Raw genomic sequence first — 21,408 nt, forward strand, 5'->3', positions numbered from 1 at the left:
AACGAGAAATCTTGGAGTGGCAATGCAATTGATCGAATGCCCGTGGTGCGGGAGTCGAGAAGAGACCGAGTTTCACTACGGCGGCCAGGCGCACATCGCCTACCCCGAGGACCCCTCGGCCCTCACCGACGAACAGTGGGCGCATTTCGTGTTCTTCCGTGACAACCCCAAGGGGCTCTTCGCGGAACGGTGGAGCCACAGCGCGGGCTGTCGGCGATGGTTCAACGCCGTGCGGGACACCGCCACCTATCGAATCCACAGTGTCTATCGCCTCGACGACCCGAAGCCGGTGAACCCATGACCGCATTCCGCACCGCATCCGGCGGCCGCATCGACCGCACGAACACCTTCGAATTCACGTTCGGCGGCTCGGCCCTGCAGGGACATCCCGGCGACACGCTGGCGTCTGCGTTGCTCGCCAACGGTATTCATCAGGTCACCACCAGCATCAAGCTCGGTAGGCCGCGAGGATTCACCGCAGCGTGGGCCGAGGACACCGGCGGACTCGTACAGATCGAGGAGCCGTTCCCCGAGCCGATGCTGCTCGCCACGACGATCGAGCTGTACGACGGCCTGGTCGCTCGGGGCATCCCCGGACAGGGGCGTCTCGCCGAGATCTCCGACTCCGCCAAGTACGACGCCATGCACGCCCACGCCGACCTGTTGGTCGTCGGAGCCGGCCCGGCCGGTCTGACGGCCGCTATGGTCGCCGCCCGCAGTGGCGCTCGCGTGGTCGTCGTCGACGATCAGAGCGAGTTCGGCGGCTCCCTGCTCGGCTCCGACGACGTCATCGACGGACGGCCGGCCCTGGACTGGGTTGCCGACGCGGTGGCCGAGTTGTCGACGTTCCCCGACGTGACGTTGCTGCGCCGCACCACCGCGTTCGGTTCCTACGACGACGGCTTCGTGCTCGCCCTCGAGCGCCGCACCGATCACCTGGGCTTGGAAGCTCCTGCAGCGCTGAGCCGTCAGCGAGTCTGGCGTATTCGCTCGCGTCACATCCTGGTGGCCACCGGTGCCCACGAGCGGCCCGTCGTTTTCACCGACAACGACCGACCCGGAATCATGTTGGCGCACAGTGCACGTACGTTCCTGCATCGCTACGGCGTGACGGTAGGAACCGAGGCCGTGGTGTTCACCACCAACGACAGCGCGTACAAGGCAGCCGTCGATCTGCACGACGCTGGGGTCCGCATCGCGCGCATCGTCGATGCCCGCTCCGAGGCACCGGAACACTGGCTCGGCCTGTGCCGCGAGCGCGGTATCGAGGTGCGCACCGGCAGCGTCGTATCCGGCACCCGAGGCGACACCCGCGTCACCCACGCACTGGTCACCGGTGCCGACGGTGCCACCGACACCGTGGCGTGCGACGTGCTGCTCGTCAGCGGTGGCTGGAACCCCGCCGTCCACCTGTTCAGCCAGGCCCGCGGAAAGCTCCGCTACGACGGCGAACTCGGTGCGTTCGTCCCGGCGGACGACGTCGAGGGCATCAGTGTCGCCGGGTCGGCCTCGGGAGTGTTCGATCTGGCCGGATGCCTCCGCGACGGCAACTCGGCCGCGGCAGGTGTGCTGACCCGTCTCGGCTTCGACATCACCGAAACATCGCTGCCAGCAGTCGACTCCGTGCCGAACACCGAGTCACTGGTGCTGTGGCGGGTGCGCGACGACTTCGGAGCCGACAGCCAGTTCGTCGATGTGCAGCGTGACGCGACGGTGGCCGATCTGGTCCGCGCCGTCGGTGCGGGCATGTCGTCGATGGAACACATCAAGCGCTACACCACGATCGGTACCGCACACGATCAGGGCAAGACCTCCGGTGTGGTGTCCTCGGGCATCGTGGCGGAACTGCTCGACAAGCCGGTGGAGAACCTGGGCACCACCACCTTCCGCCCGCCGTACACTCCGGTGGCGTTCGCGGCGTTGGCCGGCCGCAACCGCGGCATGGCCTTCGACCCGGAACGGGTTACTGCAGTTCATGATTGGCACGTCGCACGCGGCGCGGTCTTCGAGGACGTCGGACAGTGGAAGCGGCCCCGCTACTATCCACTGCCCGGTGAGGAGATGCACGACGCCGTGCTCCGCGAGTGCGCGGCCGTGCGTGCGAGCGTCGGCATGCTCGACGGTTCGACACTGGGCAAGATCGACGTACAGGGCCCCGACGCCGGTGTGGTGCTGGACATGTTCTACACGAACATGATGAGCAACTTGAAGGTCGGCATGGTTCGCTACGGCGTGATGTGCGGTGCCGACGGCATGGTGATCGACGACGGCACCGTGATGCGGTTGGCGGACGACCGATTCCAGGTGTTCACCACCACGGGCGGCGCAGCAGGAATGCTCGACTGGATGGAGGAATGGCTGCAGACCGAATGGCCGCACCTCGCGGTTCGGCTGACATCGGTGACCGAGCAGTGGGCCACGTTCCCCGTCGTCGGACCGCGCTCCCGCGACCTCGTCGGCGAAATCTTCCCCGAGCTCGACGTCTCCAACGAAGCGTTCCCGTTCATGGCCTGGCGTGACGCCTCGGTCGACGGTGTGCCGGTACGCGTGGCGCGCATCAGCTTCTCCGGTGAACTGGCCTTCGAAGTGAACATCGATTCTTGGCACGCCCACGCACTGTGGTCGCGGCTGATCGATGCGGGCGAGAAGTACGGCATCACCCCGTACGGCACCGAGACCATGCACGTACTGCGGGCCGAGAAGGGCTACCCGATCGTCGGCCAGGACACCGACGGGACCGTCACCCCACAGGACCTCGGTATGAGCTGGGCGGTATCGAAGAAGAAGCTCGACTTCATCGGAAAGCGCTCGTTCGAGCGTGCCGAGAACCGGAACCCGTTGCGCAAGCAGTTCGTCGGGCTCCTGCCCGTCGATCGGGAGACCGTCCTCCCCGAGGGCTCGCAGATCATCGAGCACTCCGAGAGCGGCGTCCTCCCCGAGCTTCCGGTTCCGATGCTCGGCCACGTCACGTCGAGTTACGCCAGCGCAGAATTGGGCAGGCCGTTCGGGCTGGCCCTGCTCGAGGCCGGGCGTGACCGACTCGGCGACATCCTGCACGTCCCGGTGGGCGACACCCTCGTCGCCGTGGAAGTCACCGGCTCCGTACTCGTCGACCCGGAAGGTAACCGCCGTGATGGCTGACCGACTCGCCGCCAGAAGCCCACTCGCAGAAACAGTTCTGCCGGACTCGTCTGCTGTCCGCATCGTGGAGGAACCGTTCCTGGCCGGGATCGACCTGTGGGTCGACCCGAGCGGGCCGGGCGGTGCCGCTGCCTCGACCGAGCTCGGCACCGAGCTGCCCGGCCCCGGCCGCGTCGCCGAGGGCACGAACACCACCGCGATCTGGCTCGGCCCGGAGGAGTGGCTGATCATCGGGGCTGGCCTCGATCCGGTCGAACTCGAACACCGTCTCGGCTCGGCCGTTCGTGAGCATCGCGGTGCGGCAACCGATGTGTCCGCACAGCGAACCAGTCTGCGCCTGAGCGGTTCCCGGGCCCGCGACGTGCTGGCGAAAGGGTGCTCGATCGATCTGCACCCCCGCGTCTTCCCGGCCGGGTCGACGGTACAGACGATGCTGGCGATGGCAGGCATGATCCTCATTGCCTGTGACGACACCGGAACGGACTATCGAATCCTGGTGCGCTCGTCGTTCGCACGCTATCTCGCAGCCTGGCTGACCGACGCGGCCGAGGAATACACCGACGCCGGCTGAGTCGGACCACCGAACCCGACGCGAGAGAAAAGGTGACCGCAGTGCTCACGACCGTCTCCACGGCAACCCGGGCAGCCGATGCCCGCGACCGGCTGCTGACCCGGTTGACGACCTCGCATCCGGTCGTCTGCGGAATCGTCAACGTCACCCCGGATTCGTTCTCCGATGGCGGCCGCTTCCTGGACTCGGATCGTGCTGTGGCGCACGCTCTGTCGATGGTCGACGAGGGTACCGAACTGCTCGACATCGGCGGTGAGTCGACCCGGCCGGGGGCCACCCCACCCACCGTCGACGAGGAGATCGAACGAGTCGTACCGGTGATCGACGCCCTGTCCAGGCTTACCTCGACACCGCTGTCGGTCGACACCTCACGACCCGAGGTGATGCGAGAGGCGGTGCGCGCCGGGGCGAGCGTCATCAATGACGTTCGTGCTCTTCGTCTTCCGGGCGCACTCGCCGCAGCTGCCGAACTGGACGTTGCCGTGTGCCTGACGCACATGCAGGGCGAGCCGGCGACGATGCAGCATTCCCCTCGGTACGGCGACGTCACGGCAGAGGTCTGCGAGTTCCTCGACGACCGGGCCGCCGAATGCATCCGAGCCGGAATCCCGGCGTACCGCATCCTGGTCGATCCCGGATTCGGATTCGGAAAGACTCTCGAGCACAATCTGCAACTGCTGCAGAGCCTTCGGGCGCTCACCGCGGCCGGGCGACCGATCATGGCGGGTCTGTCGCGGAAGGGAATGATCGGTGCCATCACCGGACGAGAGGTCGACGGCCGACTCGCCGGATCACTCGCCGCCGCGATCTTCGCGGCCCAGAACGGGGCGTCACTCCTGCGGGTTCACGACGTCGCCGCCACCATCGACGCACTGGCCGTGATGCGGGCAGTGCGGTCGCTCGACGTACTGCCCTCACACCCAGGTCAATCCACGACGAATGCCGAGGCCACCTCATGACCGCATCCCTCTCCTCCGCCCGTCGGCTCTTCAGCGCCGAGCACGGTTGGATGGCCGTCGACCCGTTCGGCTCACCGGCCCAGACTCCGAGCCGTGTGGGTGTGACGCCGGCAGCGTTGGCCGACGCGGCCGACATCGTCGGCGTCGATCTTCCGTCGGTACGTACCGTGCTCACCGCCGGTGATGCGTGCGGCACCATCCACACTTCCGCCGGCTCGGTCACGGTGTACGCCCCGGCGAGCGGCATGGTCACGATCGTCAATCCGGCTGTGCGCGAGGACCCGTCGCTCGTCGCTGCCGATCCACTCGGTGCCGGCTGGCTGTTCGCCGTCCTGACTCCCGCGGCCTCGTCGTTCGACGACCTGACCATGCGCGAGCCGACCGGCGCAGTTCGGACTACCTCATGACCATCAGTGTGTTCGACCTCTTCTCCGTCGGAGTCGGCCCCTCGAGTTCGCACACCGTCGGACCGATGCGCGCGGCCGCCCGGTTCGTCGACGACCTGCGGACCATGTCTGCGTTCGACGACGTTCGAGAGCTGGCGGTCGATCTGTACGGCTCGTTGGCCGCGACCGGAGCCGGCCACGGCACCATGACCGCCGTACTGCTGGGGTTGGAAGGCCATGCGCCCGAGACCATCACGACCGAGGTCATGGAAGAACGGCAGGCATCGATGGCGGCCACCGGCCGAATCGTCTTCGGTGGTCACCGCGAGATCGACCTGGCGGTCGACGACATCGTGCTGCGTCCGTTGACGGTACTGCCGTTCCACCCGAACGGGATGAAACTGACTGCGCGCAGAGCGGATTCGACCGAACTGCACAGCGAGGTGTACTTCTCCGTCGGTGGCGGCTTCGTGGTGACCGAGGCCGAAAGCGTCGAGGCCGTCGCACCCCTCGCCTCCGCGAACGGATTCGCGTCGGCCAAGGAACTACTTCAGCTCTGTGAACGTCGGCGCTGCAGCATCAGTGACGTCATGACCGAGGTCGAACTCGAACGCCGCACGCACGAGGAAATTCGGGACGCGTTGCTGCACATCCGTGACGTCATGGTCGAGTGCGAGGTTCGCGGCATCTCCCGCGACGGCTACCTTCCCGGCGCGCTGGGAGTGCGGCGTCGAGCACGGGACTGGTTCCTGCGGCTCGATGCCGAGGATCCGAACCGTTCGAGCGAATTCGCCGAGGACTGGGTCAATCTCGTCGCCCTCGCCGTCAACGAGGAGAACGCCTCCGGCGGACGCATCGTCACGGCACCCACCAACGGCGCGGCCGGCATCATCCCGGCCGTGCTGCACTACGCCACTCGCTACACCGCCGCGGGGGTCGCCGATCCCGACGGCAGCACGGTGCGTTTTCTGCTCACCGCCGGCGCGATCGGATCGCTCTACAAGGAGATGGCGTCGATCTCCGGTGCCGAAGTGGGCTGCCAGGGCGAGGTGGGTTCGGCGGCGTCGATGGCCGCGGCCGGTCTGGCCGAGGTTCTGGGCGGCACACCCGAACAGGTGGAGAACGCCGCCGAGATCGCCATGGAACACAGCCTCGGTCTCACGTGCGACCCCATCGGCGGACTGGTGCAGATTCCGTGCATCGAACGCAACGCGATCTCGGCCGGTAAGGCCATCAATGCGGCTCGGATGGCATTGCGCGGCAACGGTACCCACCGCGTCAGCTTGGACCAGGTGATCGAGACGATGCGGTCCACCGGGGCCGACATGCACTCGAAGTACAAGGAGACCTCCAGCGGCGGCCTCGCGATCAACGTGCCGGTGAACTTCGTGGAGTGCTAGAGGCCGAGAACTTTCTCTACCGCCACACAACGACGAGGGGCCCGTACCGATTCGGTACGGGCCCCTCGTCGTATGTCGGTTCAGCTGAAGATGACTGTCCGGTGTCCGTGCAGCAGGACGCGATTCTCGCAGTGCCAGCGGACCGCCCGCGAGAGTGCGAGTGCCTCGGCATCCTGTCCGACGGTGGCCAGACGAGACGGGTCGTGAGTGTGGTCGATGCGAATGACCTGCTGCTCGATGATCGGGCCCTCGTCGAGATCGGGAGTGACGTAGTGCGCCGTCGCTCCGACCTGCTTGACGCCCCGGTCGAAGGCCTGGTGGTAAGGCTTCGCGCCCTTGAAGCCGGGCAGGAACGAGTGGTGGATGTTGATCGCCTTGCCGTGCAGCGCTCGACACGTCTCGTCGGAGAGCACCTGCATGTACCGGGCCAGGACCACCAGGTCCACCTCGTACTCCGCGACGAGGTCCAGCAGACGCTGCTCGGCCTCGGCCTTGGTGCCCGGGGTGACGGGGACGTGGACGAACGGCAGCCCGGCGGCCTCGGCCATCGGCCGCAGCACCTCGTGATTGCTCACCACGGCCACCAGTTCGCCGCCGAGATTCTGTGAGCGCCAACGGAAGATGAGGTCGTTGAGGCAGTGCCCCATCTTGGACACCATGACGAGCACACGCGGCTGGCTGCAGCCGTTGAAGGTGTACATCATCGAGAATCGCTCGGCCACCTCGCGGAAGCTCTCGGTCAGCTTTTCGATGTCGGTGGTGCCGCTGGCCACGAACGAGGTGCGAAGAAAGAACGAGCCGTCCGTGGAGTCGTCGAACTGTTGGTGTTCGGCGATGTCGCAGTCGTTGTCGAAGAGGAATGCACTGACGGCCCGGACGATGCCCGGCCGCTGTCCGCAGCTGAGCGTGAGGGTGAAGTTCTCGGTCATCGAATCTCCTGGTACTGGTCGGTCGTCAGCTGCGGATCTTGGCCATCTCGGGGTCGACGAGGGGCTCGGCCACGACGGTGGCGGACACGAGCCGATCGAAGTATCGAATCTCTACTGCTGCACCGGGTTCAGCGCTACCGGCCGGAACCCAGGCGTAGGCGATCGGCGCACCGACGGTGTGCCCGAACGAGGCGCTGGTGACGTAGCCGGCGGGTTCGCCGTCCACCAGGACCGGCTCGTGGCCGAGTACCACCGACGTGCCGTCGCCGATCTTCAGGCAGACCAACTTCTTGGAGACGGTGTCGTCGGACATCTCGAGTACGGCGTCGCGGCCGCGGAATTCACCCTTCTGGGGGCGCACCGCGAAGCCGAGGCCTGCCTCGTAGGGATTGTGCTCGGTGGTCATGTCCGAGCCCCACGACCGGTAGCCCTTCTCCATGCGCAGGCTGTTGAACGCAGCGCGCCCGCCGGCGATGATGCCGAACTCGGAACCGGCCTGCCACAACGTGTCCCACAGTCGCTGCCCGTAATCGGCAGTGGTGTACAGCTCCCACCCGAGCTCGCCCACGTACGACAACCGCATCGCGGTGACGGGCACACCCCCGATGCGAACCTGCTTGCAGCGGAAGTACTTGAAGTTCTCGTTCGAGAAGTCGTCCTGGGTCAGCTTTTCGACGACCTCGCGGGCGTGCGGACCCCACAGACCGATGCAGCACGTGGATCCGGTGATGTCGTCGACGGTGACGCTGCCGTCGCTCGGTGCTTCGCGGCGAAGGTAGTCGAAGTCGAGGTTGCCGTTGGCCCCGACCTGGAACTCGTCGGCGGACAACCGCGCCACGGTGAGATCGCTTCGGACGCCGCCCTTCTCGTCGAGAGCCAGCGTGTACGTAACGGCCCCGACGGACTTGTCCATCTTGCCGGACGTCAATCCCTCCAACAGTGCCAGCGCACCGGGTCCACGTACGCGCAGCCGCTTGAGCGGGGTCATGTCGTACATGGCGACGGACGTACGGGTCTTCCATGCCTCGGCCGCGGCAATGGGCGAATGGAACATCGACGCCCACTCGTCGCGCTCGGGCGGCTGCCACTCGACGGGAAGCTGGTGCACCAGATCGGCATTGGCCTCGTACCAGTGCGGGCGTTCCCACCCGCCGCCTTCGAGGAACACGGCACCGAGTTGATGCTGCCGCGCATTGAAGGGGCTGACCCGAACGTCACGCGGGGACAACCGCGGCTGCGAGGGGTGCAGCACGTCGTAGATCTCGACGAAGTTCTGCTGCGAGGTTTCGCTGACGTACGAGGGATCGAGCTGGAAATCCTCGAAGCGGTTGACGTCGCATCCGTGCAGCTCGACCTCGGATCGTCCGTCGACCAGCAACTGTGCGATGGCCCGGCCGACTCCGGCCGAGTGCGTCACCCACACGGCCTCGGCGATCCAGAAGCCCTTGACGTCCGGGGATTCACCGAGCAGCGGTCCGCCGTCGGGGGTGAACGAGAAGACTCCGTTGAAGCCGTGGTCGATCTTGGCGGTCTCGAGGCAGGGCAAGAGCAGCTTGGACTGCTCCCACGACGGCGCGAAATCCTCCTGCGTGAAGTCGAGCATGGACGGCATCGCCTCGTCGGACACACCGTCTCCGCCGGGCAGGGTCTTGGTGTCGACGGGCATCGGGCGGTGCGCGTAGGTTCCGATGCCGAGACGGTCGACGTGCTCACGGAAGTACAGATCCTGATCCTGGTGACGCAGGATGGGCATGCCGGCCTCGGCCGCTTCGGTGTTGCGTCCCACCAGTTCCGGGATTTGATCGGTCTTGGCGTACTGGTGCGCCAAGGGCAGCAGCGGCACCTTCATGCCGACCAGTTCGCCCACATCGGGGCCCCAGAAGCCGGCGCAGGACACCACGATGTCGGCCTCGATGACGCCGTTGTCGGTTGCCACACCGGTGACGCGGCCACCCGTCTGTTCGATACCGATGACCTTGGTGGAACCACGGAACACGGCTCCGCGCGATTCTGCGCGACGGGTGAGTGCCACGACGGCACGGGACGCTTTGGCAAGACCGTCGGTCTCGACGTACAGACCGCCGAGTACCCGCGAACGATCGATCAGCGGATGCAGTTTGGCGCATTCGGACGGGTCGATGACCGATCCTTCGATGCCCCAGGACGTGGCCCAGCCCTGCTTACGATGCAGGTCGGCCAGTCGCTCCTCGGTGGTGGCCACTTCGAGGCCGCCGAGCTGATTGAAGCACCACTGCCCGTCCACCTCGAGGCCCATGAACTTCTCGACCGTGTATCGGGCGAGTTCGGTCATGGTCTTGGATGCATTGGTCTGGAACACCAGACCCGGTGCGTGCGAGGTGGATCCACCCGTGAGAGGGAGCGGCCCCTGATCCAGCACGGTGATGCGATCCCAACCGCGTGCGGTGAGCTCGTCGGCCACGTTGGTACCGACTATGCCGGCGCCGATGATGACAACACTCGGTGAACCCATGGTGGTCCTTCCGTATCGGGGTGGAGAGATGGAGCTCGGCCGAAGCGGTCCACGGCCTGCACGACAACTAACCAGAGATTGATATATCAAGAGTATGGGCAGGGATGGTTGTGGTCAACCCCCGAAATACCGATGGTGCGGGACCCATAGTTTCGCGTCCCGCACCATCGCTCACTTCACTTGCCGGCCTTGACTTTCGGCGGGGCCTTGGGGTTCTTGACGATGAACGGATCGTTCGTGACGTCCTTGTACAGCGAGACACACGTACCGATCATCACCAGTACGAACGGCGCCGCCACGATGATGGTCATCGTCTGCAACCCGTTGAGAGCGTCCGAACCTCCCGTCCACAGCATCAGGATCGCGATGCCGCCGGTGACGACACCCCAGAAGGCGACGACCCCACGGGACGGATCCAGGGTGCCCCGTTGCGACAGCGTGCCCATCACGATCGAGGCAGCGTCGGCACCACTGACGAAGAAGATGCCCACCAAGACCATCACCAACACCGACGAGATGCCGGCCAACGGGAAGTGGTCGAGAACCGCGAACAGCTGCGACTCCGGCTTACCCAGGGCCACCAGATCCTCGGTTCCCTTCTGCTGCTCGCCGATTGCCGCTCCACCGAAGATCGAGAACCAGACCAAGCTCACCGACGTCGGGATGAGAATGACGCCGATGACGAACTGGCGGATGGTACGGCCGCGACTGATGCGAGCGAGGAACATACCGACGAAGGGGGTCCACGAGATCCACCAGGCCCAGTAGAAGATCGTCCAGGACGAGAGCCAGGACTCGGTCTCGGGGCCACCGGATGCCGCCGAGCGCGCCGACATGCCGGCGATGTGCGCGGCGTAGTCGCCGAGAGTGGTGGGCAGCAGATTCAGGATCAGGACCGTGGGGCCCGCGACGAACACGAAGATCGCAAGCACGAGAGCCAGCACCATGTTGATGTTCGACAGCCACTGAATTCCCTTGGAAACCCCGGACACTGCCGAGGCCACGAACGCAAGTGTCAGGATGGCGACGACAGCCACGAGCAGAAGCGTCCCCGCTTGGTTGACCCAGCCGAGAACCTCGATACCGGAACCGATCTGGAGTGCGCCGAGGCCGAGGGATGCCGCGGTGCCGAACATCGTGGCGAAGATCGCCAGAATGTCGATGACCTTGCCGATGGGGCCTTCGGCGCGGCGACCGATCAACGGAATGAACGAGGAGCTGATGAGCTGCTTGCGGCCCATCCGGTAGGTGCCGTAGGCGATGGACAATCCGACCACCGCGTACATCGACCAGGGATGCAGTCCCCAGTGGAAGATGGCTGTCGAAAGTGCCGTTCCCACAGTAGAATCGGTGATTCCGGGCGGCGGGGTGACGAAATGAGTGAGGGGCTCGGCCACTCCCCAGAAGATCAATCCGATTCCCATGCCGGCGCTGAACATCATCGCGATCCAGCTGACGGTGTTGAATTCGGGCTTCTCACCGTCTTTACCGAGCGGAATCTTTCCGTAGCGACTGAGCGCGAGCCACAGCGCGAAGATCACGAACCCGGTGGCCGAGAAGATGAACAGCCAGCCGACGTTGGTCACGACCCAGTCGAGTACCGACGCGTTGACGGACTTCATGTTCTCGGTGCCGAGGATGCCCCATGCCAGAATCGCGATGACGATGGCGGCGGTGATACCGAACACCACCTTGTCGGTGCGCGGCTTGCCCTCCTCTCCGTGGTGGTAGACCTCGAGGGGGCCGTAATGATGAGGGGAATGTTTCTCGGGTGCAGCGACGCGAGTTTTGTCGCCCCGGGGTTTGCTGTTCGTTGTCACATCGTTCTCCCTCCGGCTCTCGCCGAATAGGTGTGTCGCCCGTGCACGCAGCGTGGGTGGTCGGATAGGTGCGCGACTCGTTGCTCTCTGCGCAACTACGATTTGTTTGGACTCGAACAAGACTGAGCCGACCCAGGGGCTATGTCAATAGACGGCTGGTCATTTCGACGCATTCATCACGGATCTTCGAAACGGACAACGCCTCTGAACAGCATCTACGCAAGTACAAATGCCAAAAGTTGTCAGAATTCGATACTCGCTTTTAACATTGGATACTGTCCGGTAACTGATATATTAAGCCGATTCCACACCGCCGGCGGCCTCGAACGCCGCTCCTTCACCTCACCCAGGAGTACCAGTCATGCCGCAGCAGGTCCGCGCCGTCGTCGCCAAGAGCAAAGGCGAGCCCGTCTCGATCGAGACGATCACCATTCCCGATCCCGGCCCGAACGATGTCGTGGTCACCATCGCCGCGTGCGGGGTGTGTCATACCGATCTGCATTACCGCGAGGGCGGCATCAACGACGAGTTCCCGTTCCTGCTCGGCCACGAAGCCGCAGGCACCGTCGAAACCATCGGCGACGCTGTCACTCATGTCGAGGTCGGCGACTTCGTGGTGCTGAACTGGCGGGCGGTGTGCGGGGAATGCCGAGCCTGCAAGAAAGGCACCCCCTGGTACTGCTTCGACACCCACAATGCCTCGCAGAAGATGACCCTCGCCGACGGCACCGAACTGTCCCCGGCGTTGGGAATCGGGGCGTTCGCCGACAAGACCCTCGTCCACGAAGGACAGTGCACCAAGGTCGACCCCGAGTCCGATCCCGCCGTCGTGGGACTGCTCGGGTGCGGGGTGATGGCCGGACTCGGGGCGGCGATGAACACCGGCCACGTCTCGCGCGGCGATTCGGTGGCGGTGATCGGCTGCGGCGGTGTCGGCGATGCCGCGATCGCCGGAGCCCGCTTGGCGGGGGCGTCGACGATCATCGCCGTCGACCGCGACAAGAAAAACTCGACTGGGCTCTCGAACTCGGTGCCACGCACACCGTCGACGCCTCCCAGGTCGATGCAGTCGAGGCCATCCAGGAGCTGACGGGCGGGTTAAGGGCCGATGTCGTCATCGATGCCGTCGGTCGCCCGGAAACCTGGAAGCAGGCGTTCTACGCCCGCGATCTCGCCGGGACCGTCGTCCTCGTCGGCGTCCCGACGCCGGAGATGACCGTCGAGATGCCGTTGATCGATTTCTTCTCCCGAGGTGGGTCGTTGAAGTCGTCGTGGTACGGCGATTGTCTGCCCGAACGGGATTTTCCGATGTTGGTCGATCTGTACGAGCAGGGCCGATTGCCGCTCGAGAAGTTCGTGACCGAACGCATCGGTCTCGGTGATATCGAGGCGGCGTTCGACAAGATGCACCAGGGCACCGTGCTGCGTTCGGTGGTGGTCCTGTGAGCGGGCAGTTCCGCGTCCAGGAGGTCGTCAGGCTCGGCACCTCGAGCCCGTACGCTGAGGCTCGACACCGCTGATATATCAAGATGGCGGTTTTTACCCGTCGGTAGCGTTTCGCTTCCTGGTGCCCTCGACGTATTGCGACGTCGGGGGCATCATCGAGTCGAGCGGACACGGCACCGGCTCCGCATGTCATTGCACGGGCTAACCACCTGCTCAGCTGGTACGAAGCGTGATTTGTCCGGTTCCGGTTACGTCGTGTTTCGCGTGTATGAAAAGTGCCGTCACCTATTGACACACTCTTGTGGCGATGTTCACACTGTTGTTGCGGGAAGTAAGACGTGTTCCGCATAGCGATACAGAAAGGATCCGAATGCTCAAGGTGTGTTCCTTGGCCGATCTCCCCGGCGGCGAAGCTCTGCGCGTCGACACCACCCCTCCCGTGGCGGTGTTCCACACCGAGGACGGTGAGCTGTTCGCGATCGATGACACCTGTACGCATCAGGACGCGTCGCTCGCCGACGGCTGGCTCGAGGGGTGCGCGGTCGAATGCCCGCTCCACGCATCCACCTTCGACCTGCGCACCGGAGCTGTCGACGCTCCGCCCGCCAAATTGCCGGTCCGCACGCATACCGTCGTCGTCGAGGACGGCGTCGTCTACGTCGAGCTGAGCACCGCGGCCCCCAATCTTCCGCCCGACGTTCGCAGCCGGTTGGCCGCCGAGGGACATTCGTGAAGAGCGTCACCATCGTCGGAGCCTCCCTGGCAGGCCTGTGCTCTGCGCGTGCACTGCGGGCGGCCGGATTCGACGGCTCGGTCACCATCGTCGGTGCCGAAAACCACCGCCCCTACGATCGCCCTCCCCTGTCCAAGGAGTACCTCGCCGGCGACGTGGACATGAGCACTCTCGCCCTCGAACCCGACGACGAAGACCTCGATGCCACCTGGATTCTGGGCCGGACAGCCACCGCCCTCGATCCGTCGCGTCGCACCGTCACTCTCGACGACGGTGCCGAACTGACCTCCGACGGCGTCGTCCTCGCCACCGGCTCACGCGCGCGCTCGCTTCCCGGTACCGATCACCTCGCCGGTGTGCACGTATTGCGGACGATCGACGACGCCGACCGGCTGCGTGCAGATCTCGCGCCCGGTGCACGTCTCGTCGTCATCGGTGCCGGCTTCATCGGAGCCGAAGTAGCCTCCACCGCAAGAAAACTCGGTCTGGACGTCACCGTCGTCGAAGCCGCCCCGTCACCGCTCGCCGGGCCACTCGGTGCACGGTTGGGTAGCGCGGTGGGAAATCTGCACCGCGACAACGGCACCACGCTGATCTGCGGAACAGCCGTCGACGGCCTGGCCGGCACCGACCGAGTGACGGGCGTTCGTCTCGCGGACGGCCGACTGCTCGATGCCGACGTTGTGGTCGTCGGCATCGGCGGCATTCCGAACATCGACTGGCTCGGCACCAGCGGCCTCGCACTGGGCAACGGAATCCTGTGCGACGGCGGCGGCGCGACTGCCGTGCCCGGAGTTGTCGCAGTCGGCGACTGCGCCGCATGGCTGGATTCGACCGGTGTCCACCGACGCGTCGAGCATTGGGCCGGGGCCTCCGAACGACCCACTGTCGCGGTGGCCACCCTGCTCTCGGGTAGTTACGGCGGCCAACACGTCAAACCTCCGTACTTCTGGTCCGACCAGTACGGGTCGCGTATTCAGTTCGCCGGCACCGCTGGACCGGACAGTGAATGCACCATCGAAGAGGGGTCGCCCGAACTCGGGAGCTTCCTCGCCGTGTATCGATCCGACGGACTCCCGGTCGGCGTACTCGGTGTCAACCAAGTTCGGTTGTTCACCCGCTGGCGCCGACAGCTCTCGGCTCCCGCTCGCGCGGTCTGAAACCACCCGGACCGCTGTTCCACCCGTCGTATTCCATTACCCCAGTTGACGTCTCGTCACCGATCCACAAGATCGGCCACGTACGGAGGACCGAAGTGACCACCATTCCCGACACCACGCCGCCCGCAACCTCCCTTCCCCTGCCCGAAAGTCTGATCTCCACCCTTCCCGGCCGGTATTACACCGATCCGGCCATCTTCGAGCTCGAGCAGGAGAAGATCTTCGAGGAGCTGTGGATCTGCGCGGTCCGTGCCGCTGACCTGGACAAGCCCGGCGCCTTCCGCACCGTGCAGATCGGCCGCGAAAGCGTCATCGTGACGCGCACCAGAACAGGGGCGATCAAGGCCTACCTGAACGTGTGCGCGCACCGCGGTGCGCGAATCTGCATGGAGGACAAGGGCGAAGTCAAGCGATCGTTCCAGTGTCCGTACCACGCGTGGACCTACGACCTCGACGGAAAGCTCATCGCAGCACCGAATCTCACCAAGATGCCCGACATCGACCGGGTTCGTTACGGCCTGTCACCGGTGTCGGTCGAGGAATGGCTCGGGTATGTCTGGGTCAATCTCAGCGACAATCCGGCCTCCTTCGACACCACTGTCGTGCAGGACATCCGTGATCGACTCGGCGACGTGGAGTCGATCGACCGCTACAAGATCGAAGACCTCGGTCTCGGCCGCCGCGTGAGCTACGACGTCAAGGCCAACTGGAAGCTCATCATCGAGAACTTCATGGAGTGCTACCACTGCGCCACAATCCACCCCGAGCTGACCGAGGTACTTCCCGAATTCGCCGACGGTTACGCCGCCCAGTACTACGTGGGCCACGGAGCCGAATTCGGGGAATCCGTCAAGGGATTCACGCTCGACGGTTCCGAGGGACACGACTCCATTCCCGGAATCGCACCCGAACAGGACCGGCGCTACTACGCCATCACCGTCCGGCCACAGGTGTTCGTCAACCTCGTCCCGGATCACGTGATCATCCATCGGATGTACCCGCTTGCCGCCGATCGCACTCTGGTGGAATGCGATTGGCTGTACCTGCCCGGAGTCGTCGCATCGGGACGGGATCTGCAGAAATCGGTGGAGTTGTTCCACCGCGTCAATCTGCAGGACTTCGAGGCGTGCGAACGCTGCCAGCCCGCCATGAGCTCACGGAAGTACCGCGACGGCGGAGTGCTGGTGGGCAGCGAACACCACATCGGCATCTTCCACGATTGGCTGAAGAACCGCATCGAGGCCTGACCGCACGCTGCCCCGCACTCGGTGCCGATAGGATCGGTAACCATGAGTGTCGAGGTCGCATCGCCGGGCGCCCCCGGATCGTCGGGGGTGCCGGGCGAACCCGGAGCGACGATGGCCGACGTCGCCTATTCGGCTATCCGCGACAAACTGATCATGCTGACCATCAAGCCGGGTGAGGCCGTCGTCGAATCGGCGTTGTCCGCCGAGCTGGGCGTTGGACGCACGCCGGTACGGGAAGCTCTCAAACGGCTCGAGTACGAGCGCCTCGTCATCTCGCACGCCCGCCGCGGCACTTTTGCCACTGCCATCGACGTCGCCGATCTGGGCAACATCTCCGAAATCCGCCAGCGGCTCGAGCCCCTGGCCGCCGCCAAGGCAGCCACCGCGGCCACCGCAACCCAACGCCAAGTTCTGCTGGGCATGGCCGACCGCACCGAGAAGTTCGAGGCGACCCCGCCGAGCCAACACGACCTGATCAACTGGGACGCCGAAGTGCATCGCACCGTCTACCGGCTGGCGGCCAACCCGGTTCTCGAAGACGCATTGATTCGCTACAACAATCTCGCGACGCGAATCTTCTGGTTGTTCATGGATCGTCTGCCTCCGCTGGCCGACCACGTGGGAACGCACACCGAGCTGCTGCGCGCCATCGCGGCCGGCGATGCCGAGAAGGCCGCGACCATCGCCCGAGCACACGTGACCGAGTTCGACGACGCGGTGCGCGCCGTCATCTAGATCGCCGGCTCGAGCCACGCTCCGAGGGGCAACACCACGGCCAAGTGCCTGTTACGTATAGTCGCGGGGGTGGCCAGCGACGATTCGACACGTGCCCCCGAGGGTGGCGTCCAGTCCGTCGACCGCGCATTTCGGGTGCTCGAGGTCGTGGCACGGCTCGGAGAGGCCGGCGTGAGCGCCATCGCCACCGAGATCGGTGTGCACAAATCCACGGTGTCGAGGCTGCTGGCGTCGCTCGAAGAACACGACATGGTGATGCAGACGCACAATCGCGGCAAGTACCGGCTCAGCCTCGGAGTCCTCCGGCTCGCGGCGGCCGTGCCCGAGCGTCTGGAGATCACCGAATACGGCCACGCGGTCTGTGAACGCCTCGCCGGCAAGCTCGGCGAAACGGTCAATATCGCTGTGCTGCGGTCCAATACAGCGGTCCACCTGGACCAGGCCCGCGGGCCGAGTTCGGTGGGAACTCATAACTGGATCGGGGAGCAGACACCGCTGCACGCCACCGCGAGCGGCAAGGTGTTGCTGGCTGCCCTCGACTCGGATACGCGTCAGGACGTCGTGGACGGACTCGACCTCCACCGGTACACCGAGCACACGCTCACCACCAAAGCCGGTCTCACTGCCGAACTCGACGCCGCGGTATCCCTCGGATATGCCGTCGTCGTCGAAGAGTTCGAGACCGGACTCAACGCCATCGCAGCCCCGATTCTCGACTACACCGGCAAGACCACCGCCGCGCTGAGCATCTCGGGACCGGTATACCGCTTCGACGAAACCAGAATGCGGGCCATCGTCCCCGACGTACTGGCCGCCGCCGCCGAGATCAGCGAGAAGATGGGCTACCGGGAGTCCTTCATCCCCTCGGCCTGAGCGGCCTCCGCGCACTCCACCACGTTCGTCAGCAGCATCGCCCTGGTCATCGGCCCGACCCCGCCGGTCGCTCCACTGAGCCGCCCCGCAATGTGCTCGACGCCGGGGTGCACGTCGCCGAGAATCCCCTCGACGGTACGGGTGATTCCCACCGACAACACCGTGGCTCCGGCACTGATCCAGTCCGGTTGCACCAGATGCGCAACACCCGCTGCCGCGATGACCACGTCGGCGGCCCGAGTGTGCGCGGCGGTGTCCACCGTCGCCTCGTGACACATCGTCACGGTGGCGTGTTCGCTGCGACGCGTCAGCATCAAGCCGAGCGGACGACCCACCGTGATTCCACATCCGATGATGCAGAAGCGAGCACCGGTGATCGGAACATCGTGGTGCCGAAGCAGTTCCAATATCCCCCGTGGGGTGCAGGGCAGCGGCCCATCCATGCCGAGTACGAGCCGGCCCAAATTGGTCGGATGCAGCCCGTCGGCATCTTTACGAGGATCGATCAGCTCGATCACCCGATGGGTGTCGACGTGCGAGGGCAGCGGCAACTGAACGATGAACCCGGTGCACTCGGGATCCTCGTTGAGAGCGTGCACGGCATCTTCGATCTCCTGCTGACTCGCGGTTGCAGGCAACCGGACCTGAATCGAATGCAGTCCCACCTCGGCGCAGTCGCGATGCTTCGCCGCGACATAGGAACGGCTACCCGGATCGTCGCCCACCAGAATCGTGCCCAGACCGGGCCGAATCCCCTGCTGGGCGAGCCGTTCGACGCGGTATCGTAGATCGTCCTTGACGATCGCGCTGACCGCGGTTCCGTCGATCTTGAGCGCTGTGGTCATACTTTCGATTCCTCGGTTCGGCGGTCCGCTGCGGTTCTGATATATCAACTGTCGGTCAAGGTACGGTGAGTCGCAGCGACCGGTCAAGAGCCGCTGTATGGGAGGGTCGAGTCATGGAGCCCCTGCAGCCGATGCGGCCGGTCGACGTGCAACGGGACGAGCGCGAGGCTGCACCTCGATGGAAGGTGTGGGGTGCGCGCATCGTCCTTGTAGGACTTGTTCTGACGGCGGTTCTGGTCGAGGACGGACAGTCATGGATGGTCGTCGCAGGGATATGCACGACAGCGATAGGCGCGGCGCTGACCGTTGCGTCGACGCGCCGAAGGATGCGCGAGAACGCGGGCCGCCGAATTCCCTGGAACGGTCGGCCGCCGATCGAACCCCGGCAGGTAGACCTACTGGACACCTTCGGATTTCCGATGGTCGTCTTCGGTGTTGCAGTGGCCGCGAAGAGCGCATCCGTACCGTGGTTTTTCGCGTTGCCGGTCGTCTGCATCGGCGCTGTCGGGATGCCTCTGGCGGCGCAGGCATGGCACAACTACCGCGTTCGCAGAACCACGCCCACGCCCTGACCATTCGGGTCATGTGCGAGGCTCGACGGCGATTGCCCGACGGCACAGCGCATACAACTGGCCGCGAGTCCCACCCCGTTCCGATGAAATCCGACTGACCGTCGCCGATGAAGAGATGATCGAGTCTCTACTATGGAGGCGTCGTTGCCGGTTACCTGCAGAAAAACAGGTCGGGGCGGTGCTGCCGCACTGCATGCGAGAAGGAGTGCCGGTGATGCGCAAGTCCCCTTCTCGGTCGATGTTCCGTGACGGTGCCGGAAACCTGGCGTTGATTGCGGGCATTGTCGCGGTCGTCTGTGCGTTCGTGCCATTCGTCGGAGACTTCGTGACCATCCCGGCCGGAGTGGTCGCGGTTGTCAGTGGCTGGATCGGTCTCGGCCGTGCAGTCGAGGGCGACGCGTCAAACGGTCGCGACGCGGTGATCGGTGCGGCGCTCGGTGGCATCGGGTTGTTTGTGGTGTTCCTGACCTACTTGGCGTCGTCCATGTGATCGCGGCCGTCCTGAGCCGGTAGCGACGGAGAAGTTCGGATCGGACTATGCGCCGAGCTCCTTCTTCACGATCTTTCCGACGGAGTTCTTCGGTAGGGCGTCGTGGACGACTGTCCGAGTCGGTCGCTTGAACTTGGCCAGGCTCTGAGCGCAGTGCGCGTCCAGATCGTCGACCGAGATACTGCGACCGGCTCGTGCAACGACGTGCGCGACGGGCACCTCCCCGTAGACCGGATGCGCCTCGCCGACGACGGCCACTTCCAGGACGTCGGGATGGGATTGCAGGACATGTTCGATTTCGCTCGGCGCGATGTTCTCGCCGCCGCGAATGATCATGTCCTTGAGTCGATCCACCAAGACGAGATAGCCGTCCTCGTCGAGGACTCCGATGTCGCCGGTGTGCAACCACCCCTCTCGAATGGTCTTTGCGGTCACGTCCGGCAGGCCCAGGTATCCCTGCATGACTGTCTCTCCACTCACCAACACTTCGCCGGTCCGGCCGGGCATGGTGCTCGGGCCGTCGGATGTATCGATCGCAATCTCGACACCCGGTAGCGCGATGCCGACCGTGCCCGGCTTGCGAATCCCGTTCGGCGGGTTGATCGTTGCCGCCACAGTGCATTCCGACAGGCCGTACCCTTCGACGACCGGCACGCCGAAGATCGATTCGAACGACGCGATCAGGCCGGCAGGCATGGGCGCTGCTCCACAGATGACGAATCGAAGCGACGAGATGTCGCGGTCGGTCGATCCACGGTCCGCAAGCAGTGAGTACATGGTGGGCACTGCGGAGAAGTAGGTGGGCCGGACGGTCTCCACGTTGTCCCAGAACGTGTCCGGCGAGAAACGAGGCGCGATGTGCACACGTCCGCCGGCTCGCAGCGGAGCGACCGAGCCGACGACGAGTCCGTTGCAGTGGAAGAGTGGAAGTACCAACAGGCTCGTATCGGCGTCGGTCAGTTCGCAGGCCGTCACGATCGCGGCGCTCATCCGGTCGACGTTGCGATGAGTCAGCACACAGCCTTTCGGCCGTCCCGTCGTTCCCGAGGTGTAGACGATCAAGGCCGGTGCCGAGCTGTCGACAGGCCCCGTTCCACGATGCGTGCCGTCGATCTGCGGCGCGCGGGGACGACGATCGCGGGAGTCCACGTCGATGAACGAAATACCCTGTGCGCGTCCGAGAGTGCAGGCTCGCTCGCTACCGACGAGCACGCGGGCGGTCGAGTCCTCGAGTTGATAGCGCACCTCGTCGTCGGTGAGTGCGGGATTGACGGGAGTCAACGTTGCTCCCAGCACCCATGCCGCGAACATCGTGGTGATGATGTCGATGCGATTCGGGAGCAAGACTGCAACCACATCACCCGCTCCCACCCCTGCGTCGACGAGTTCGGCGGCAACCGAGTCGACTTCGAGCCCGAACTCGGCATTGCTCAACCGAGTGGAGTCGTCGGACAGACACGCGCCGTCCGGGTCGTTGTCGATCCGGCGGTACATGGCCTGCAGAACCGGCGAGGAGGCGTCGAGAATTGGCAGCATGTGACGTAGGTTACGGATTGCCCATTTGAAAGACTTCGGTCCAGCAGCACAAAAACCGCGGATTATTTGTAGCC

The 21,408-nt window shown here is 65.0% G+C and carries 18 protein-coding genes and 1 pseudogene; 14 read left to right on the forward strand and 5 right to left on the reverse strand.

The window, feature by feature from the left end; genetic code table 11:
* Nucleotides 1-22: 22 nt before the first annotated feature.
* The 6 genes from VF34_RS12560 to VF34_RS12585 are packed head-to-tail and all read left to right on the forward strand — an operon-like array spanning nt 23 to nt 6,457.
* A complete protein-coding gene (locus tag VF34_RS12560; protein ID WP_027494732.1) occupies nt 23-301 on the forward strand; it encodes a sarcosine oxidase subunit delta in 279 nt (92 codons plus the stop codon).
* Nucleotides 298-3,141 (forward strand): 2Fe-2S iron-sulfur cluster-binding protein, encoded by a 2,844-nt coding sequence (locus VF34_RS12565; protein ID WP_032373560.1) that lies wholly within the window; start codon nt 298-300, stop codon nt 3,139-3,141. The genes VF34_RS12560 and VF34_RS12565 overlap by 4 nt, the downstream gene beginning before the upstream one ends.
* Complete coding sequence (locus VF34_RS12570) at nt 3,134-3,712, forward strand: sarcosine oxidase subunit gamma (RefSeq protein ID WP_032373561.1); 579 nt, start codon at nt 3,134-3,136, stop codon at nt 3,710-3,712. Before VF34_RS12565 ends, VF34_RS12570 begins: the two co-directional genes overlap by 8 nt.
* Nucleotides 3,713-3,753: 41 nt before the next feature.
* Nucleotides 3,754-4,671 (forward strand): dihydropteroate synthase, encoded by a 918-nt coding sequence (gene folP / locus VF34_RS12575; RefSeq protein WP_045841672.1) that lies wholly within the window; start codon nt 3,754-3,756, stop codon nt 4,669-4,671.
* The gene (locus VF34_RS12580; RefSeq protein ID WP_045841503.1) at nt 4,668-5,078 is read left to right on the forward strand and encodes a glycine cleavage system protein H; all 411 of its coding nucleotides are present in this window, start codon (nt 4,668-4,670) and stop codon (nt 5,076-5,078) included. Before folP ends, VF34_RS12580 begins: the two co-directional genes overlap by 4 nt.
* A complete protein-coding gene (locus VF34_RS12585) occupies nt 5,075-6,457 on the forward strand; it encodes an L-serine ammonia-lyase (protein ID WP_027494735.1) in 1,383 nt (460 codons plus the stop codon). Before VF34_RS12580 ends, VF34_RS12585 begins: the two co-directional genes overlap by 4 nt.
* 80 nt (nt 6,458-6,537) lie before the next feature.
* Here VF34_RS12585 and purU read toward each other — a convergent pair whose 3' ends face one another.
* From purU to VF34_RS12600, 3 genes are all read right to left on the reverse strand, one after another.
* Complete coding sequence (gene purU, locus VF34_RS12590; RefSeq protein ID WP_032373562.1) at nt 6,538-7,386, reverse strand: formyltetrahydrofolate deformylase; 849 nt, start codon at nt 7,384-7,386, stop codon at nt 6,538-6,540.
* A gap of 25 nt (nt 7,387-7,411) precedes the next feature.
* Nucleotides 7,412-9,877 carry a GcvT family protein gene (locus VF34_RS12595; protein WP_032373563.1) on the reverse strand — a complete coding sequence of 822 codons (2,466 nt, stop codon included), beginning with the start codon at nt 9,875-9,877 and terminating at the stop codon, nt 7,412-7,414.
* A 176-nt stretch (nt 9,878-10,053) separates the two neighbouring features.
* A complete protein-coding gene (locus VF34_RS12600) occupies nt 10,054-11,565 on the reverse strand; it encodes a BCCT family transporter (RefSeq protein WP_052053699.1) in 1,512 nt (503 codons plus the stop codon).
* 493 nt (nt 11,566-12,058) lie between these two features.
* Between VF34_RS12600 and VF34_RS12605 the strand changes: the two are divergent.
* From VF34_RS12605 to VF34_RS12630, 6 genes and pseudogenes are all read left to right on the forward strand, one after another.
* Nucleotides 12,059-13,143, forward strand: a pseudogene (locus VF34_RS12605) (S-(hydroxymethyl)mycothiol dehydrogenase).
* A gap of 370 nt (nt 13,144-13,513) precedes the next feature.
* The gene (locus tag VF34_RS12610; protein ID WP_027494739.1) at nt 13,514-13,876 is read left to right on the forward strand and encodes a bifunctional 3-phenylpropionate/cinnamic acid dioxygenase ferredoxin subunit; all 363 of its coding nucleotides are present in this window, start codon (nt 13,514-13,516) and stop codon (nt 13,874-13,876) included.
* Complete coding sequence (locus VF34_RS12615) at nt 13,873-15,036, forward strand: NAD(P)/FAD-dependent oxidoreductase (RefSeq protein ID WP_196249547.1); 1,164 nt, start codon at nt 13,873-13,875, stop codon at nt 15,034-15,036. The genes VF34_RS12610 and VF34_RS12615 overlap by 4 nt, the downstream gene beginning before the upstream one ends.
* A gap of 95 nt (nt 15,037-15,131) precedes the next feature.
* Nucleotides 15,132-16,283 carry an aromatic ring-hydroxylating oxygenase subunit alpha gene (locus tag VF34_RS12620; protein ID WP_197077464.1) on the forward strand — a complete coding sequence of 384 codons (1,152 nt, stop codon included), beginning with the start codon at nt 15,132-15,134 and terminating at the stop codon, nt 16,281-16,283.
* A gap of 42 nt (nt 16,284-16,325) precedes the next feature.
* On the forward strand, nt 16,326-17,018 hold the full coding sequence (locus tag VF34_RS12625) for a GntR family transcriptional regulator (protein ID WP_197077465.1): 693 nt from the start codon (nt 16,326-16,328) through the stop codon (nt 17,016-17,018).
* A 69-nt stretch (nt 17,019-17,087) separates the two neighbouring features.
* Complete coding sequence (locus VF34_RS12630; RefSeq protein ID WP_027494743.1) at nt 17,088-17,891, forward strand: IclR family transcriptional regulator; 804 nt, start codon at nt 17,088-17,090, stop codon at nt 17,889-17,891.
* On the opposite strand, the gene VF34_RS12635 is transcribed toward VF34_RS12630, so the two are convergent.
* Entirely contained in the window at nt 17,861-18,736 is an 876-nt protein-coding gene (locus VF34_RS12635) for a bifunctional methylenetetrahydrofolate dehydrogenase/methenyltetrahydrofolate cyclohydrolase (RefSeq protein WP_032374061.1), read from the reverse strand. The genes VF34_RS12630 and VF34_RS12635 overlap by 31 nt on opposite strands.
* Nucleotides 18,737-18,849: 113 nt before the next feature.
* On the opposite strand from VF34_RS12635, the gene VF34_RS24335 reads away from it, so the two are divergent.
* Together VF34_RS24335 and VF34_RS12645 are read left to right on the forward strand one after the other, a co-directional pair.
* Nucleotides 18,850-19,308 carry a hypothetical protein gene (locus tag VF34_RS24335; protein WP_052061668.1) on the forward strand — a complete coding sequence of 153 codons (459 nt, stop codon included), beginning with the start codon at nt 18,850-18,852 and terminating at the stop codon, nt 19,306-19,308.
* 214 nt (nt 19,309-19,522) lie between these two features.
* A complete protein-coding gene (locus VF34_RS12645) occupies nt 19,523-19,798 on the forward strand; it encodes a hypothetical protein (protein ID WP_032374235.1) in 276 nt (91 codons plus the stop codon).
* 45 nt (nt 19,799-19,843) lie between these two features.
* Here VF34_RS12645 and VF34_RS12650 read toward each other — a convergent pair whose 3' ends face one another.
* A complete protein-coding gene (locus tag VF34_RS12650; RefSeq protein ID WP_080733294.1) occupies nt 19,844-21,334 on the reverse strand; it encodes a class I adenylate-forming enzyme family protein in 1,491 nt (496 codons plus the stop codon).
* Between the last annotated feature and the right edge of the window lie 74 nt (nt 21,335-21,408).

The sequence above is a fragment of the Rhodococcus sp. PML026 genome, from assembly GCF_000963615.1.
Lineage (GTDB): Bacteria > Actinomycetota > Actinomycetes > Mycobacteriales > Mycobacteriaceae > Rhodococcoides > Rhodococcoides fascians.